The sequence below is a fragment of the Pseudomonas sp. 10B238 genome, assembly GCF_000970615.1.
In the GTDB taxonomy this organism is placed as follows: domain Bacteria; phylum Pseudomonadota; class Gammaproteobacteria; order Pseudomonadales; family Pseudomonadaceae; genus Stutzerimonas.
The window spans coordinates 39,199-53,352 of sequence record NZ_KQ033930.1; the positions used below are offsets into that span (position 1 = coordinate 39,199).

At 62.5% G+C, this 14,154-nt stretch carries 12 protein-coding genes; all 12 read left to right on the top strand.

Annotation, left to right across the window (positions count from 1 at the left end):
- Nucleotides 1–311 precede the first annotated feature (311 nt).
- The 12 genes from RT21_RS06940 to RT21_RS24370 all read left to right on the top strand — a co-directional run bounded on the left by RT21_RS06940 (nt 312) and on the right by RT21_RS24370 (nt 14,154).
- The gene (locus RT21_RS06940; RefSeq protein WP_046162160.1) at nt 312–1,271 is read left to right on the top strand and encodes an AAA family ATPase; all 960 of its coding nucleotides are present in this window, start codon (nt 312–314) and stop codon (nt 1,269–1,271) included.
- Entirely contained in the window at nt 1,271–2,242 is a 972-nt protein-coding gene (locus RT21_RS06945; protein ID WP_046162161.1) for a DUF58 domain-containing protein, read from the top strand. The genes RT21_RS06940 and RT21_RS06945 overlap by 1 nt, the downstream gene beginning before the upstream one ends.
- Nucleotides 2,239–2,739, top strand: a complete 501-nt coding sequence (locus RT21_RS06950) for a DUF4381 domain-containing protein (RefSeq protein ID WP_046162162.1) — start codon at nt 2,239–2,241, stop codon at nt 2,737–2,739. Before RT21_RS06945 ends, RT21_RS06950 begins: the two co-directional genes overlap by 4 nt.
- Nucleotides 2,732–3,745, top strand: coding sequence for a VWA domain-containing protein (locus RT21_RS06955; RefSeq protein WP_046162163.1), 1,014 nt, complete (start codon nt 2,732–2,734; stop codon nt 3,743–3,745). Before RT21_RS06950 ends, RT21_RS06955 begins: the two co-directional genes overlap by 8 nt.
- A complete protein-coding gene (locus RT21_RS06960; RefSeq protein WP_046162164.1) occupies nt 3,742–5,469 on the top strand; it encodes a VWA domain-containing protein in 1,728 nt (575 codons plus the stop codon). The genes RT21_RS06955 and RT21_RS06960 overlap by 4 nt, the downstream gene beginning before the upstream one ends.
- Nucleotides 5,466–7,088 (top strand): BatD family protein, encoded by a 1,623-nt coding sequence (locus RT21_RS06965; protein WP_046162165.1) that lies wholly within the window; start codon nt 5,466–5,468, stop codon nt 7,086–7,088. Before RT21_RS06960 ends, RT21_RS06965 begins: the two co-directional genes overlap by 4 nt.
- 195 nt (nt 7,089–7,283) lie before the next feature.
- The gene (locus RT21_RS06970; RefSeq protein ID WP_082082135.1) at nt 7,284–8,504 is read left to right on the top strand and encodes a CmpA/NrtA family ABC transporter substrate-binding protein; all 1,221 of its coding nucleotides are present in this window, start codon (nt 7,284–7,286) and stop codon (nt 8,502–8,504) included.
- Between the two features lie 14 nt (nt 8,505–8,518).
- Nucleotides 8,519–9,097: an ANTAR domain-containing response regulator gene (locus RT21_RS06975; protein ID WP_045426206.1), complete on the top strand. Its 579-nt coding sequence runs from the start codon at nt 8,519–8,521 to the stop codon at nt 9,095–9,097.
- Between the two features lie 584 nt (nt 9,098–9,681).
- A complete protein-coding gene (locus tag RT21_RS06980) occupies nt 9,682–11,055 on the top strand; it encodes a CmpA/NrtA family ABC transporter substrate-binding protein (RefSeq protein ID WP_046162167.1) in 1,374 nt (457 codons plus the stop codon).
- 52 nt (nt 11,056–11,107) lie between these two features.
- The gene (locus RT21_RS06985; protein WP_082082130.1) at nt 11,108–12,097 is read left to right on the top strand and encodes an ABC transporter permease; all 990 of its coding nucleotides are present in this window, start codon (nt 11,108–11,110) and stop codon (nt 12,095–12,097) included.
- Nucleotides 12,098–12,107: 10 nt separating this feature from the next.
- Nucleotides 12,108–12,902, top strand: coding sequence for an ABC transporter ATP-binding protein (locus RT21_RS06990; RefSeq protein WP_046162168.1), 795 nt, complete (start codon nt 12,108–12,110; stop codon nt 12,900–12,902).
- Nucleotides 12,903–13,611: 709 nt separating this feature from the next.
- The gene (locus RT21_RS24370) at nt 13,612–14,154 is read left to right on the top strand and encodes a methyl-accepting chemotaxis protein (RefSeq protein WP_371263602.1); all 543 of its coding nucleotides are present in this window, start codon (nt 13,612–13,614) and stop codon (nt 14,152–14,154) included.

The following is a 14,154-nucleotide window of genomic DNA, read 5'->3' on the forward strand; positions in this document are numbered from 1 at the left end:
CATTCTGGCTTGGAATTCGACTTGGGCAGTCGCGGGACCTGACCGGCAACGCAACCTGTAAGTTCAACGTTAGTTCAGCGGACCGGGAATGCACCCCACTCTGGTCTCCTTTGTCTGGCGACGCCAGCGACCCAGCAGTCACATTTAATTCAGGCGCATGACGAACAATGCACGGCGCCGGTCAGTGCAGACCATCGGCTGATCTGGCGTGACGAACTTGCCGAGCCGCGCATAGCCGGCCCCTCGGTAATGAATTAAAGTCGTGCCGGTCGAGCGCCCGCCCCGACACGCCCCTGCAGAAGAGCCAAGCGATGGACCACCGTGAAGCCATAGTCGCGTTGCGACACTTTCTTTCAACTCAGATTCTTGGTCAGGAACGGCTGATCGAGCGTCTGCTGATCGCGCTGCTGGCTGATGGCCACATGCTCGTCGAAGGCGCCCCGGGATTGGCTAAGACGCGGGCGATCAAAGAGCTTGCAGGAGGCCTCGAAGCGGAATTCCATCGCATCCAGTTCACGCCGGACCTGCTCCCTGCCGACATCACCGGTACCGAGATCTACCGGCCGGAAACCGGCAGTTTCGTATTCCAGCAGGGCCCCATCTTTCACAATCTGGTGCTGGCGGACGAAATCAACCGAGCGCCTGCGAAGGTCCAGTCGGCGCTGCTCGAAGCCATGGCCGAGCGGCAGGTCAGCGTCGGACGCAGCACCTACGACCTGTCGCCACTCTTTCTGGTGATGGCCACACAGAACCCCATCGAACAGGAAGGCACCTATCCTCTGCCCGAAGCGCAGCTGGACCGCTTCCTGCTGCACGTTAAGTTGGGCTTTCCCGACGCTTCGGTGGAACGACGTATCCTGCAACAGGCGCGCGGTGAAGCAATCAATGGCGAAACCGCGCCCGAGCACCGAGTTTCTCAGCAGGCGATTTTTGCCGCGCGCAAGGAAATCCTTGGCCTGTACATGGCCGACGCGGTGGAGGAATACCTGGTGCAGCTGGTCATGGCGACGCGCACCCCCGCGAAGTTCGACGCAGAGCTGGCTGGCTGGATTGCTTACGGCTCCAGCCCGCGCGGTTCGATCTCGCTGGATCGCTGTGCACGCGCCCATGCCTGGCTGGCTGGCCGGGACTTCGTCAGCCCTGAAGACATTCAGGCCGTGCTGTTCGATGTGTTGCGCCATCGCTTGATCCTTTCGTTCGAAGCGGAAGCCGCCGGTATCGATCAGGATCGCGTTCTGCAGCGCATCCTCGACGTGGTCGCGGTGGCCTGATGCAACCCTCGCGGTCCGCCGCCGACAGGTCGGCGCCTACGAAGCCCGACGATGGGATCCGGGTGAGCCTTGCCGAGCTTATCGACATGCGTCATCGCGTCCGTGAAGTGCCCTTGTTTACCAGCCCGCATCGGCGCAGCCAGTTGGTCGGCCTGCACCACTCGAAGCTGCGCGGGCGTGGGGTGGATTTCGATCAGGTGCGCATCTACCAGGCCGGTGATGATGTCCGCACCATTGACTGGCGAGTCACTGCACGCACACAGGAGCCGCATACCAAGCTGTTTCATGAAGAACGCGAACGCCCAATCTATTTGCTCGTTGAACAAAGTCCACGGCTGTTCTTTGGTAGCGAGCGGGCCTTCAAATCAGTGGTGGTTGCCCAGGCCGCCAGCCTGGTGGGTTGGGCCGCGCTAAGTCACAACGACCGCGTCGGCGGTCTCGTCTTCGGGCGCGGCGAACAGCAAGAAATCAAACCCCGGCGCAGCAAGCAGAGCCTCCTGCAACTGTTGGACCGCCTGGCCCGCGCCAATGCCAGTCTAGAAGCCGACCAGCCCGATGACCCCGAGGCCTTTGGCCTGGCCCTCAGGCGTGCACGCGAAGTGCTACGTCCGGGTAGCCTGGCGGTCATCATCTGTGACGAACGCGCCCTGAGCGATGCCGCGGAACAGCAGATGACCTTGCTTGCGCGGCATGTCGACCTGCTGCTGATCCCGGTCTGTGACCCACTCGATCATGCGTTACCGGCAGCCGGACTGTTGCGTTTTGCGCAGTTCGGCGCACGGCTGGAGCTGGACACCCATGACGCCGCGCTGCGACATACCTACCGACTGCAAGGCGAAGCGCGCAGCGCACGCTGGAAACGTCTGGCTGACCGTTTACGCCTGCCGTTAATGCCGCTGAATACCTCGCGTGAACTAGTTGAGCAGATGCGCGAACACCTCATCGGGCAGCATAAAGGCGCGCCCCGATGAACGCCCTCGAGCTTGAACCCCTCATTACCCCAGCGGCTATAAGTTGGTGGCCCCTGGCGGCCGGCTGGTGGTTCCTCGCCGCCCTGCTGCTCAGCGTTGTTCTTCTGCTGAAATTCCGACCATGGAAGCGACTCCAGCGCGGGAAACGAGGCGATTTGACCCAACACGAACAACCCCTCGACCCTCAGCGCCAGATTGCACTGCTGGAACTTGCCCAGTTGGACAAGCCCTACAATGGCCAACCGGCCAGCCACTGGCTGCAGCAACTCAATGCGCTGCTCAAACGCCTGTGTCGGATACGCTATCCGGACGATCATCCACATACGTTGAGCGGGCGTGCCTGGCTGGCGTTTCTTGACAATCGGTGTCCAGCGGCCGGATTGACGCGCTGGATGGTGTTGGTTGAAGGCACTTACCGCGCCGAGTGCCGGCTGGACGACAAGGCCATCCAAGGCCTAGAGCAGTCCGTGCAGATCTGGATTCGCAAGCATGTTTGAGCTGGCCTGGCCGTGGGTCTGGCTCCTGTTGCCACTGCCCTGGCTGTTGCGCTGGCTTTTGCCAGTATCCGAAAGCGGCGACGCGGCGCTGAAGGTTGGTTTTCTGGCCGAACTGGAAGCCCTTGCCGGCCGCCGGGCCGCCATCGCCCTGCCCGCCTGGCGGCAGCAGCTACCCTATCTGCTCATTTGGCTTCTGCTGGTATTCGCGGCCGCGCGGCCACAATGGCTTGGCGAACCGCTGCCGCTTCCCACCAATGGTCGCGACCTATTGCTCGCGGTCGACGTGTCCGGGTCCATGGACTACCCGGACATGCAATGGCAAGGCGAAGAGGTCAGCCGGCTGGAACTGGTCAAACACCTGCTCGGTGACTTCATTGCCGAGCGGCGCGGCGACCGCGTCGGGCTGATCCTATTCGGCAGCAAGGCCTACCTGCAGGCACCACTGACCTTCGACCGGCAAACGGTACGCACCTGGCTCGATGAGGCTGTGATCGGCATCGCCGGGAACAACACTGCCCTCGGCGACGCCATCGGCCTAGCAGTCAAGCGCCTGCGCGAAAGGCCAGCGAAAAGTCGCGTGTTGGTGCTGATTACCGACGGCGCAAATAACGGTGGCGAAGTCGACCCCTTGCTCGCAGCTCGCCTCGCCGCGGCGGCAGGCGTCAAGGTGCATACCATCGGCATCGGTGCAGAAGCGAGTGACAGCACGCTTAATCGCTTCGGTTTCAACCCCGGCGGCGATCTGGACGAAACGACCCTGCGCGCGATTGCCCATGAAACCGGCGGCGAGTATTTCCGAGCGCGTACGCATGAAGAGCTTGAAGCAGTCGGTACCACACTCGACCAACTCGAACCTGCAGCCCAACAGCCGGCTCAGGCACGCGTGGCCACTGCGCTCTATGCCTGGCCACTGGGGGCCGCGCTGCTGTTCAGCTGGCTGCTGGTCGCGCGCAGCATCTGGCCGCTGTCGCTGCGTCAACTCGCCCGGCGGAGCACGCCATCATGAGCGAACTTCTGCCGCACTTGCTCAGACCGTTCTGGTTAATCCTATTGCCACTACCGATATGGCTGTTGTGGCGGTTATGGCATCGACAGCGCCAGACAGGCCGCTGGCAGCGCCTGTTGCCCGAAGCCTTTCATAGCGTTCTGCTCACCCGCGGCAAGCTGCGTAACAGCAAGCTCCCTTGGCTTCTGCTTGGCTCCGCCTGGCTTTTAAGCTGTCTGGCGCTGTTAGGGCCAAGCTGGCAACAGGTCGAGCAGCCCAGCCTGTCACGCACGGACCCGCTGGTGATCTTGCTGGAGACCACCCCGGCCATGCTGGCAACCGATGTGCGCCCAAGCCGGCTCGAGCAGGCTAAACGCAAGATCATCGATTTGCTCCAGACCCGTCAGGACGCGCAGACGGCGGTGGTGGTATTCGCCGGCAGCGCTCACACCTTGGTGCCGCTGTCCAACGACATGGCCACCACGCAAAATCTTCTGGATGCATTGAAACCCGACCTTATGCCCGAACCTGGTTACCGCGCTGATCTGGCGGTGATGCTAGGCATCGAACTGCTCCAGCAGGGCGCCAACGGCCGCGGCCGCCTGCTGCTGATCGGCAGCAGCCTGAGCGCGCCAGAACGCACAGCAATTGAGCAACTGCTCGAAGACGGCGATCAGTCGCTGCTCCTGCTCGGCATCGGCACCGAACAGGGCGCCCCGATTCCCCGTGAGGACGGCAGTTTCCTTAAAGATGATAAAGGCGCCATCATCATTCCTCGGCTCGACGAAACTGCCATGCGGCGTTTTGCCAGCCGTATCGGTGGGCGCTATCAGCAGGCTCGAGTCGATGATGCGGACCTGCGCAACCTCGGTTTGCTCGAACGCAACGGCAAGCTCGTGGCGCAAGACGAGACCACCCGTCTCGACACCTGGCATGACCAAGGCTACTGGCTGCTACTGCCCCTGTTGTTGCTTGCAGCCTGTGCCGGACGACGGGGCTGGCTTTTCTGCTTGCCACTCTTCCTGTTCGTCCCGCAACCCGCGAGCGCTCTAAGCTTTGACGACCTCTGGCTGCGCCCCGATCAGCAGGGCATGCGCCTGCTGGAATCTTCTCGCCCAGACGAAGCCGCGAAACACTTCAAGAATTACCAGTGGCAGGGCTATGCGCGCTACCAGGCCGGAGACTTTGCCGGCGCCGCGGAACAATTCAGCCAGGGCGACTCCGCAGCCGACCACTACAACCGCGGCAATGCCTTGGCACGCAATGATGAGCTGAAAGCCGCCATCGAGGCTTATGAGCAAGCCTTGGAACTGGACCCTGGCCTGGACGTTGCGCGGCGTAATAAAGCCGCAGTCGAAGAGGCCCTGCGCCAGCAACAGACTCAGGAAGAAGCCAATCCCGACGAGCCGACACCGCAAGAACGGACACCTGAAACCGCACAGCAGATGCAGGCGCGCGGAAGCAAAGGGCCAGCCGCATCGCCTGCCTCGACGGATCAAGCCACGACGCAGGCCCCGCCAAGCCAAGCGGGCGCGGTGTCGAGCGAAACACAGAACGAGGCCCCTCCCGAGTCCAACTCAGAAGCGACCGACCAGCCGATCGCACAAGCCCAGCAAGTGCCTGTCGATCCCGAGCAGGATCAGGCAATGAACCAGTGGCTGCGCAAGATTCCGGACGATCCCGGCGAGCTGCTAAGGCGCAAGTTTCTTTATGAACAACGCAAACGGCAGGGATTGAATCGATGATGCGCTGGATGACATTGGTGTTTCTGCTCCTGCTGGGCCTGCAGACGAACGCGGCCACCTTGCTCGCTCGGGTCGACCGCACCGAATTGAGCCTGGACGAAACGGTCGAACTCACTCTGGAAACGGCCGACGGCACCGCCTTTGGCAAGCCCGACTTGCAGCCGCTCGACGGGCTTTTCAAGGTGTCAGGTACTCGCCAGAGCAACCAGCTTGCCGGCGCCAATGGCGAGGCGAAGGCGATAACCCAATGGCAGGTCACGCTCCAGCCACTGCAGACCGGCTATGTCGTCATTCCGCCGCTGCAACTCGGCGATGCCCGTAGCGAACCCATCACCTTGCATGTCACCGAGCCCAGCGCTGGAGATAGCGATCTTCTTGCTCCGATTTTCATCGACGCCAGCCTCGATCAGGAAGTGGCCTATGTGCAGGCACAGGTGCTGCTGACCCTGCGTATCTACCATTCCGTATCGCTCTACGACGACAGCACCTTGTCCCCGCTGCAAATGAGCGACGCGCTGGTGGAGCGACTGGGCGAGCCCCGCACCTATGAAAAAGACATCAATGGGGTTCGCCACGGCGTGATCGAAATCCGCTATGCGCTGTTTCCGCAGAAGAGCGGCGAGCTGACGATCCCCGCACAGCTGTTCGGCGCCACCACGGTCGCACCGGCGACCGGTGATCAGTACGGCTCCAGATTCGGGCGTTCGACCCAGGTGAAATCTCCCACTATTCCGTTGACGGTCAAAGCCAAGCCAGCTGAGTATCCCGCCGACGTCCCCTGGCTGCCTGCCCGAAGCCTGACGCTGGTCGAAGCCTGGAGTCCGGAGCCGGCGGACGCTCAACTGGGTGAAGCCCTGACCCGCAGCCTTTTGCTGAAAGCCGACGGATTGACCAGTAGCCAGCTGCCACCCATCGGCTCGACCGAGGTTCCAGGCCTGCGCAGCTACCCCGACCAGCCGACCCTGAACAACGAAATCACCGCCAACGGCGTCAGCGGCAGTCGCGAGCAGCGCGAAGCCCTGGTCGCGACGCGCACCGGTGATTTCCAGCTCCCACCCGTTGAAGTGGTCTGGTGGAACACCCTTGACGATCGCCTGGAGCGCAGCACTCTGCCTGGGCGGAACCTGCTGGTGGCCGACAACCCGAACCTTCAACAGCCCGCCATCGACGCACCAGACGTGCCTGAACAGCGTGAAGCGCGTCGGCTGTGGCCCTGGCAGCTGAGCAGCGCCTTGCTGGCGCTGACCACCCTGCTCGGCTTTGGCCTGTGGCTACATGCGCGTAGCCAACCTGCGGTGATCCGCACCGTGCAGACCGGCCCGACCCCGCGCAGCCTGCTCGATGACCTGAAACGGGCCTGCCTGGCCAATGACACTCAGGCTACCCGCCATGCACTTGATGCCTGGGCGCGTCAGCAGCCCGAGACGCTGGCCGATATGGCGGCGCGCTTCGAGCCGCTGTCCGACGCACTCGACGGGCTAAACGGTGCGCTGTACAGCGAGACCGGTCAACGCTGGCAAGGCGAAGCCTTGTGGCAGGCCATTCAGAGCCTGCCGGCAAGACAGGCTGGCGATGCAGAACGGGAAGCCAGCGCACTGCCGCCGTTGTACCCGCGCTGAATTGGGGGTCCCAGTTCCGGGGTTACGACCAGTCCATTCGCCGCTGCCGCTGGTTCGTGCGCCAAGTAGCGAGTAGATAGACGCGTCGTGTCCTGCGCTTGGCATGTGGCTTGCTAAACCTGAGTCAGGTATCCCGGCTCGCACCGAACCCCTTCCGGACGGTGTGCGCTTCGCATGGCAAAGGTTCCCCTCAGCATGACCGACCCCACCCCTTCGCTCCGTCCTGACGCCAAAGCCTGGGTCGCCGGCAGCGACGCGCCAGAAAAGCATGTCGTGAACCTTGGTTTCATGGCGTTGACCGATGCTGCATCACTGATCGTCGCCGCCACCCAGGGCTTTGCCCAGCCCTACGGCCTCACGCTCAACCTGCAACGGCAGAGTTCCTGGTCCAGCGTGCGAGACAAACTCGTCGAAGGCGAACTGGATGCCGCTCATGGGCTTTACGGGCTGATATACGCCGTGCATCTGGGCATCGGAGGCGGTGCACCGAAGGACATGGCGGTGTTGATGGGGCTGGCGCAAAACGGTCAGAGCATCAGCCTCTCCCGTGAGCTGAAGGCCGCCGGCGTGACCGATCCCGATGCGCTCGGCAAATGCGTGCGCCAGAGTGGTGCAAAACTCACCCTCGCGCAGACATTTCCAACCGGTACTCATGCGCTCTGGCTCTACTACTGGCTGGCCGCCTACGGCATTCACCCGCTGGCCGACGTGCGCACGCTGGTGGTGCCGCCATCCCTGATGGTGGCCCATTTACGGGCGCGTCGCATCGATGGCTTCTGCGCCGGCGAGCCCTGGGGCGCGCAGGCCATTGAAGAAGACATGGGCTTCACCATCGCGACCAGCCAATCGATCTGGCCGGACCATCCGGAAAAAGTGCTCGGCTGCACGCGCGAATTCGTCGATCAGTACCCCAATACCGCCCGTGCGCTGGTCATGGCCATCCTAGAGGCCAGCCGTTTCATAGACGAGAGCCAGGAAAACCGCCGCAGCACCGCGCAGCTGATCGCCGGTAGCGACTATGTCGATGCGCCCGTTGCGGCCATCGAGCCCCGCTTTCTCGGTCAATATGAAGACGGCCTCGGCCATGCCTGGCTGGACAAGCACCCGCTGCGCTTCTTTGGCAACGGCGAAGTGAACATGCCCTACCACTCCGACGGCCTCTGGTTCATGACTCAGCTACGCCGTTGGGGCCTGCTGCGTGAAGATCCGGATTATCTCGCCGTGGCGCAAAGCGTGCAGCAGACCAGCCTCTACCGTGACGCGGCAACTGCCTTGAACATCCCTGTGCCCGACTCACCCATGCGCAACGCCATTCTCATGGACGGCAGTCGCTGGGATGGCAGCGATCCTGCGGGTTACGCACGCAGCTTCGCGTTGCATGCACTGGCTGATACCGCACTGCGCCCCAAGCCTTGAAAAGGGAGACTGTCATGCTTCGCGTTCTCCTGATCGACGATACCCCACGCAAGGTCGGCCGCTTGCGCAGCGCTCTGATCGAAGCCGGATTCGAGGTGATAGAGGAATCCGGTCTGACCATCGACCTGCCCGAACGGGTCGAGGCGATTCGCCCGGATGTGGTGCTGATCGACACCGACTCCCCCGGCCGCGACGTAATGGAGCAAGTGGTGATGGTCAGCCGTGACCAGCCCCGTCCGATCGTCATGTTCACCGACGACAACAACCCCAACGCGATGCGCCAGGCCATCCGCGCCGGCGTCAGCGCCTATATCGTTGAAGGCATCCAGGCCCAGCGCCTGAAACCGATCCTCGACGTGGCCATGGCCCGCTTCGAAAGTGACCAGGCGATCCGTGCGCAACTGCACGCGCGCGACCAGCAACTGGTCGAGCGCAAGCGCATCGAACTCGCCAAGGGCATGCTGATGAAGATGCGCAGCTGCAACGAGGAAGAGGCCTACACCCTGATGCGCCGCCAGGCCATGAGCCGCCAGCAAAAGCTGATTCAGGTGGCTGAACAGATCATTGCGATGAACGACCTGCTGGGGCAGTAACCTGCGGCGGCGTTTCGGCCCTCTCCTAGCGTTAGCCTAGCCAAATGGCCGGATACATTCGGCCGTTCAAGACCATGCCAGGTGTCAGGTAAGGGCCCAGTGCTGAGGCTTGCACAATGCGTCCCTCGTAGCGGATTTGTTCGCTTCTCAAACCACGCGGTTCTGGGCCGAACCGTACTGCCCTCGCCCCCGCAACAACGCCTAGACAGCCAAGCCCACTTTTCGCCTCATGAGCAGCACGCCTGCGCTCCGTTCAAACGAACCAAAACGGAGCCAAGGGGTGCGCTGGCTGCACGCCTATCGCGCCGAACCGAGTTGCAGCGTGCCGAGACCGCGGCAACCTGCCCATGACTCGCTCGATACGCAAGCCATTGTATTGATGTAGCTTTTTTATTTTTAGCCGCTGCAAATCCCGGCATTGCGCGAACTGGCAAGCCCCTTGCAATCCCTCCAGTACCACGTCTTCGGGTCGCCAACGGCGGTGATCGGGACGAATTGACAAAGGCGTCAACGGTGCTCGCTCTGCTCATGCAGAGGGTGCGTCCGTTACGCCTTTTTTTCGTTTCGCGATTGAGGGAAGAATCATGCGCAAGACTCGCCGTACGCTGCTGAAAACACTGGTTGCCAGCCTCGGATGCTCTGCCCTGCTGCAATTGGTACCGATGACCGCCTGGGCTGCCGAACCGGAGAAAGAAGAGCTGAAGCTTGGCTTCATCAAGCTCACTGACATGGCGCCCCTTGCCATCGCCTACGAAAAGGGCTTTTTCGAAGATGAAGGGCTCTATGTCACGCTCGAAGCTCAAGCCAACTGGAAGGTGCTGCTGGACCGCGTGATCGATGGCGAGCTGGACGGCGCGCACATGCTCTCTGGCCAGCCGATCGGCGCCACCATCGGCTTTGGCACCAAGGCCGACATCATTACGGCCTTCACCATGGACCTCAATGGCAATGCCATCACGATGTCTAACGCCGTCTGGGAGCAAATGAAGCCCAACGTGCCGATGGTCGATGGCAAACCGCAGCACCCGATCAAGGCCGACGCGCTGAAACCTGTGATCGAGCAGCTCAACGCCAGCGGCAAGTCGTTCAACCTGGGCATGGTGTTCCCGGTCTCCACCCACAATTACGAGCTGCGCTACTGGCTCGCCGCTGGCGGCATTCATCCCGGCTACTACGCACCGAACAAGGGCGACATCAGCGGCCAGATCGATGCCCAGGCATTGCTCTCGGTCACTCCGCCGCCACAGATGCCTTCGACCATGGAAGCCGGCACCATCCATGGCTACAGCGTTGGCGAGCCGTGGAACCAGCAGGCGGTGTTCAAGGGTATCGGCGTGCCGGTAGTGGCCGACTACGCGATCCGCAAGAACATGTCGGAGAAGGTCTTCGGCGTCTCCAAGGCCTGGGCCGAAGCCAACCCGGAAACTCACAAACGGCTGGTCAAGGCGCTGATCCGAGCCGGCAAGTGGCTTGATGAAAACAACAACGCCAACCGCCAGGAAGCGGTGGAGATTCTCGCGCGGCCCGAGTACGTGGGTGCCGATGCCAAGGTCATCGCCAATTCCATGACCGGCACCTTCGAGTTCGAAAAAGGCGACAAGCGCGAGGTACCGGACTTCAACGTCTTCTTCCGCTATCACGCCACCTACCCCTACTACTCCGACGCCATCTGGTACCTGACGCAGATGCGCCGCTGGGGCCAGATCGCCGAAGCCAAGCCGGACAGCTGGTATCTGGAGACCGCCAAGCAGGTTTATCGCCCCGACATTTACCGCGAAGCCGCCGCCGCGCTGATCGAAGACGGCCTGCTCACTGCGGACGACTTTCCCGCAGCCGATGAAGACGGCGTCCGCGAGCCGCTGGCCGACACCATTGATGGCATCACCTACGACGGACACACGCCCAACGCCTATCTCGAACAGTTCGCGATCGGCCTGAAAGGCGATACCACCCTCTGATCCCGCCACCAGGGAGCCGTTGCGGCTCCCGATACCCGGAGAGGACACGTCGATGAGCAATCCAGCCGTCGCAAAAAACATCAAGCAAACGCTCGAGGCCGGCCGCCAGGCCCGGCTCAAGCGCTGGCTACCGCAGGTAATCATGCCGCTGGTGGGCATTCTGGCCTTCCTGCTGTTCTGGCAGCTGGTGGCGACCAATATCCAGACTAGCCTCGGCCAGTTTCCAGGGCCCAGCCAGGTAGCCGAGCAGTTCAACGGGCTGGTCGATGCCCATGTCCAGTCGCGGGAGAAAGCCGATGCCTTCTACCAGCGCCAAGAGGAACGCAACGCCGCCAAGCTGGCGAAGAACCCGGACGCCGAGGTGAAGATTCGCTCTTACACCGGCAAGCCGACCTTCTTCGAGCAGATCTTCACCAGCCTCTACACGGTGATGACCGGCTTTGCCATTGCCTCGCTGATAGCCGTGCCGCTGGGCATCGTCTGCGGGCTGAGCAAGACGGTGTACAGCGCGATGAACCCGCTGATCCAGATCTTCAAGCCGGTGTCGCCGCTGGCCTGGCTGCCGCTGGTGACCATGGTGGTCAGCGCCGTCTATGTCAGTGAGGACCCGTTGATGGCGAAGTCCTTCGTCACCTCGGCGCTGACCGTCGCCCTGTGTTGCCTGTGGCCAACGGTGATCAACACCACCGTCGGCGTCGCCAACCTCGACAAGGATCTGCAAAACGTCAGCCGCGTGCTGCGCCTGTCGCCGCTGAGCCATGTGCGCCGCATCGTCCTGCCCGCCGCCATCCCTATGATTTTCACCGGCCTGCGGCTGTCGCTGGCGACCGGCTGGATGGTGCTGATCGCCGCGGAAATGCTGGCGCAGAACCCCGGCCTCGGTAAATTCATCTGGGACGAGTTCCAGAACGGCAGCTCCAACTCCCTCGGCCGAATCATGGTCGCGGTGATCGTCATCGGCCTGATCGGCTTCGCCCTGGATCGCATCATGCTGATGCTCCAGCGCCGCGTGAGCTGGGACAAAAACGCAGACCTGCGCTGAGGAAACCACGATGAACCCTACCCATCTCGAACTCACCGGCGTCGGTATCAGCTTCCCCACCGACAAGGGCCTCTACTGCGCCCTGCAGAACGTCAATCTGCGCATCGCCAAAGGCGAATTCGTTTCGCTGATCGGTCACTCCGGCTGCGGCAAGTCGACGGTGCTGAATATCGTCGCTGGCCTCTATCAGGCCACCACCGGCGGCGTGATCCTCGACGGCCGAGAGGTCAACGAGCCCGGCCCGGAGCGCGCTGTGGTGTTCCAGAACCACAGCTTGCTGCCCTGGCTTTCCTGCTATGAGAACGTCGAACTGGCGGTGCGCCAGGTCTTCAAGGGCCAGAAGAACAGACGTGAAATGCGCGACTGGATCGAGCACAACCTCGAACTGGTGCACATGACCCACGCCCGCGACAAGCGCCCCAGCGAGATCTCCGGCGGCATGAAGCAGCGCATCGGCATTGCCCGCGCACTGGCCATGCAGCCCAAGGTACTGCTGATGGACGAGCCCTTCGGCGCGCTCGATGCGCTGACTCGTGCGCACCTGCAGGACTCGCTGATGGAGATCCACTCCGACCTCGGTAACACGGTGATCATGATCACCCATGACGTCGACGAGGCCGTCCTGCTCTCCGACCGTATCGTGATGATGACCAATGGCCCCTCGGCCACCATCGGCGACATCCTGCGCGTTGATCTCCCGCATCCACGCGACCGCATGACGTTGGCACACGACGCTCAGTACCACGCTTACCGCGCGCAAGTCCTCGAGTTCCTCTACCAACGCCAGCAGCGGCCCGCGGCATGACCACCACACGGCTCAGTTTTGCCTTGCATGGCGCGCCGTACCGACACTTTTCGTATCAACGAAGTTGCTCGCGAAGCGTGTTCAGTTCGAGCTCGCACAGCCCTCAGCAAATCGAACCGGAATCAACGACATGGACAGAGCATTGATCGGGACCAGCCAGACGACAGAAGCCTTCAAAGCCGAGCCAGGCACTGCGGTAAGCCAGCACCTGGACTGGCTGCTGCTTGCGGCCTGGGCGGGCGCCTGTCTCGCAGCCCTCTGGCAGCAGCCGCTGCTGTCGCTGATGCTCGGTTGCCTTGCCGGAGGCATGCAACTCAGCCAACAGCGCAAACGGCGCGCAAGCCAGCGTCATAGCGACCACCTGTTGAGGCTGCTTGGCCGGCAACAGCACCTCAGCGAGCCGCGCGAGGATCTGGTTGCTGCTTTCAGTGCCCAGTCGCTGCGCAGCGAACGTCTGCGCAGCGAGGTGCAATTCGCCAGCGATGCCCTGGAGCGCATGGCCGGTGCAGCCGAGCACAGCAGCATCGACCAGGGTCAGCGCGTCCTGGCAATCAGTGACGCCAGCAAAGCGCTGAGCGACAACCTCGCGCGTGTCGACACGCTGGGCCAGCAAGCCATGCAGGCCTTTGCCGAAACCCATCGTGACAGCCAGGCCGGTCGCGACAGCGCTCTGACTGTCAGCCATTCGATGAGCGATGTCCGCGAAAGCATGCAACGCACCGCCGATGCGGTCGGCCAGCTGCTTCTGGACACCGCCGCGGTGGGCAACGCCGCGTTAAGCATCCAGAACGTCGCCAAACAAACCCAGCTGCTCGCCTTGAATGCCTCGATCGAAGCCGCGCGCGCCGGCGAGCATGGCCGCGGCTTTGCAGTCGTCGCTGACGAGGTTCGTCAGTTGGCGCTGACCAGCGACCGGGCCGCTCAGGACATCACCCGTGTGGTTGCAACCACAGGCGCTGCTGTCCGCCGTGTGGAAGTCGAGGTCGTTCAGCATCAGCAGTTGCTCGAGCAAAGCGGCCAGCAGAGCAGCGCGCTGGCGACCGAACTCGATCAGTTGGCGCGACGCAGTCAGCAGAGCCTGGCCGAACTCGACCATTTGCATGCGGCCCTCGACGAACAGCGCAACAGCAATCACCTGCTTCGCGTCCAGCTCGAGCACGTCGAAACAGGCGTCGATCAGCAGCGCGCCCAGGCCGAAGAACTGCACAGCCTGACCCTCTATCTCACCCGCCTCAGCCGTACGGAAGCCTGA

Excerpts from the sequence above, each read along its gene's own strand:
- RT21_RS06940 (WP_046162160.1), top strand. The coding sequence starts at position 312 with ATGGACCACCGTGAAGCCATAGTCGCGTTGCGACACTTTCTTTCAACT.
- RT21_RS06945 (WP_046162161.1), top strand. The coding sequence starts at position 1,271 with ATGCAACCCTCGCGGTCCGCCGCCGACAGGTCGGCGCCTACGAAGCCC.
- RT21_RS06950 (WP_046162162.1), top strand. The coding sequence starts at position 2,239 with ATGAACGCCCTCGAGCTTGAACCCCTCATTACCCCAGCGGCTATAAGT.
- RT21_RS06955 (WP_046162163.1), top strand. The coding sequence starts at position 2,732 with ATGTTTGAGCTGGCCTGGCCGTGGGTCTGGCTCCTGTTGCCACTGCCC.
- RT21_RS06960 (WP_046162164.1), top strand. The coding sequence starts at position 3,742 with ATGAGCGAACTTCTGCCGCACTTGCTCAGACCGTTCTGGTTAATCCTA.
- RT21_RS06965 (WP_046162165.1), top strand. The coding sequence starts at position 5,466 with ATGATGCGCTGGATGACATTGGTGTTTCTGCTCCTGCTGGGCCTGCAG.
- RT21_RS06970 (WP_082082135.1), top strand. The coding sequence starts at position 7,284 with ATGACCGACCCCACCCCTTCGCTCCGTCCTGACGCCAAAGCCTGGGTC.
- RT21_RS06975 (WP_045426206.1), top strand. The coding sequence starts at position 8,519 with ATGCTTCGCGTTCTCCTGATCGACGATACCCCACGCAAGGTCGGCCGC.
- RT21_RS06980 (WP_046162167.1), top strand. The coding sequence starts at position 9,682 with ATGCGCAAGACTCGCCGTACGCTGCTGAAAACACTGGTTGCCAGCCTC.
- RT21_RS06985 (WP_082082130.1), top strand. The coding sequence starts at position 11,108 with ATGAGCAATCCAGCCGTCGCAAAAAACATCAAGCAAACGCTCGAGGCC.
- RT21_RS06990 (WP_046162168.1), top strand. The coding sequence starts at position 12,108 with ATGAACCCTACCCATCTCGAACTCACCGGCGTCGGTATCAGCTTCCCC.
- RT21_RS24370 (WP_371263602.1), top strand. The coding sequence starts at position 13,612 with ATGCAACGCACCGCCGATGCGGTCGGCCAGCTGCTTCTGGACACCGCC.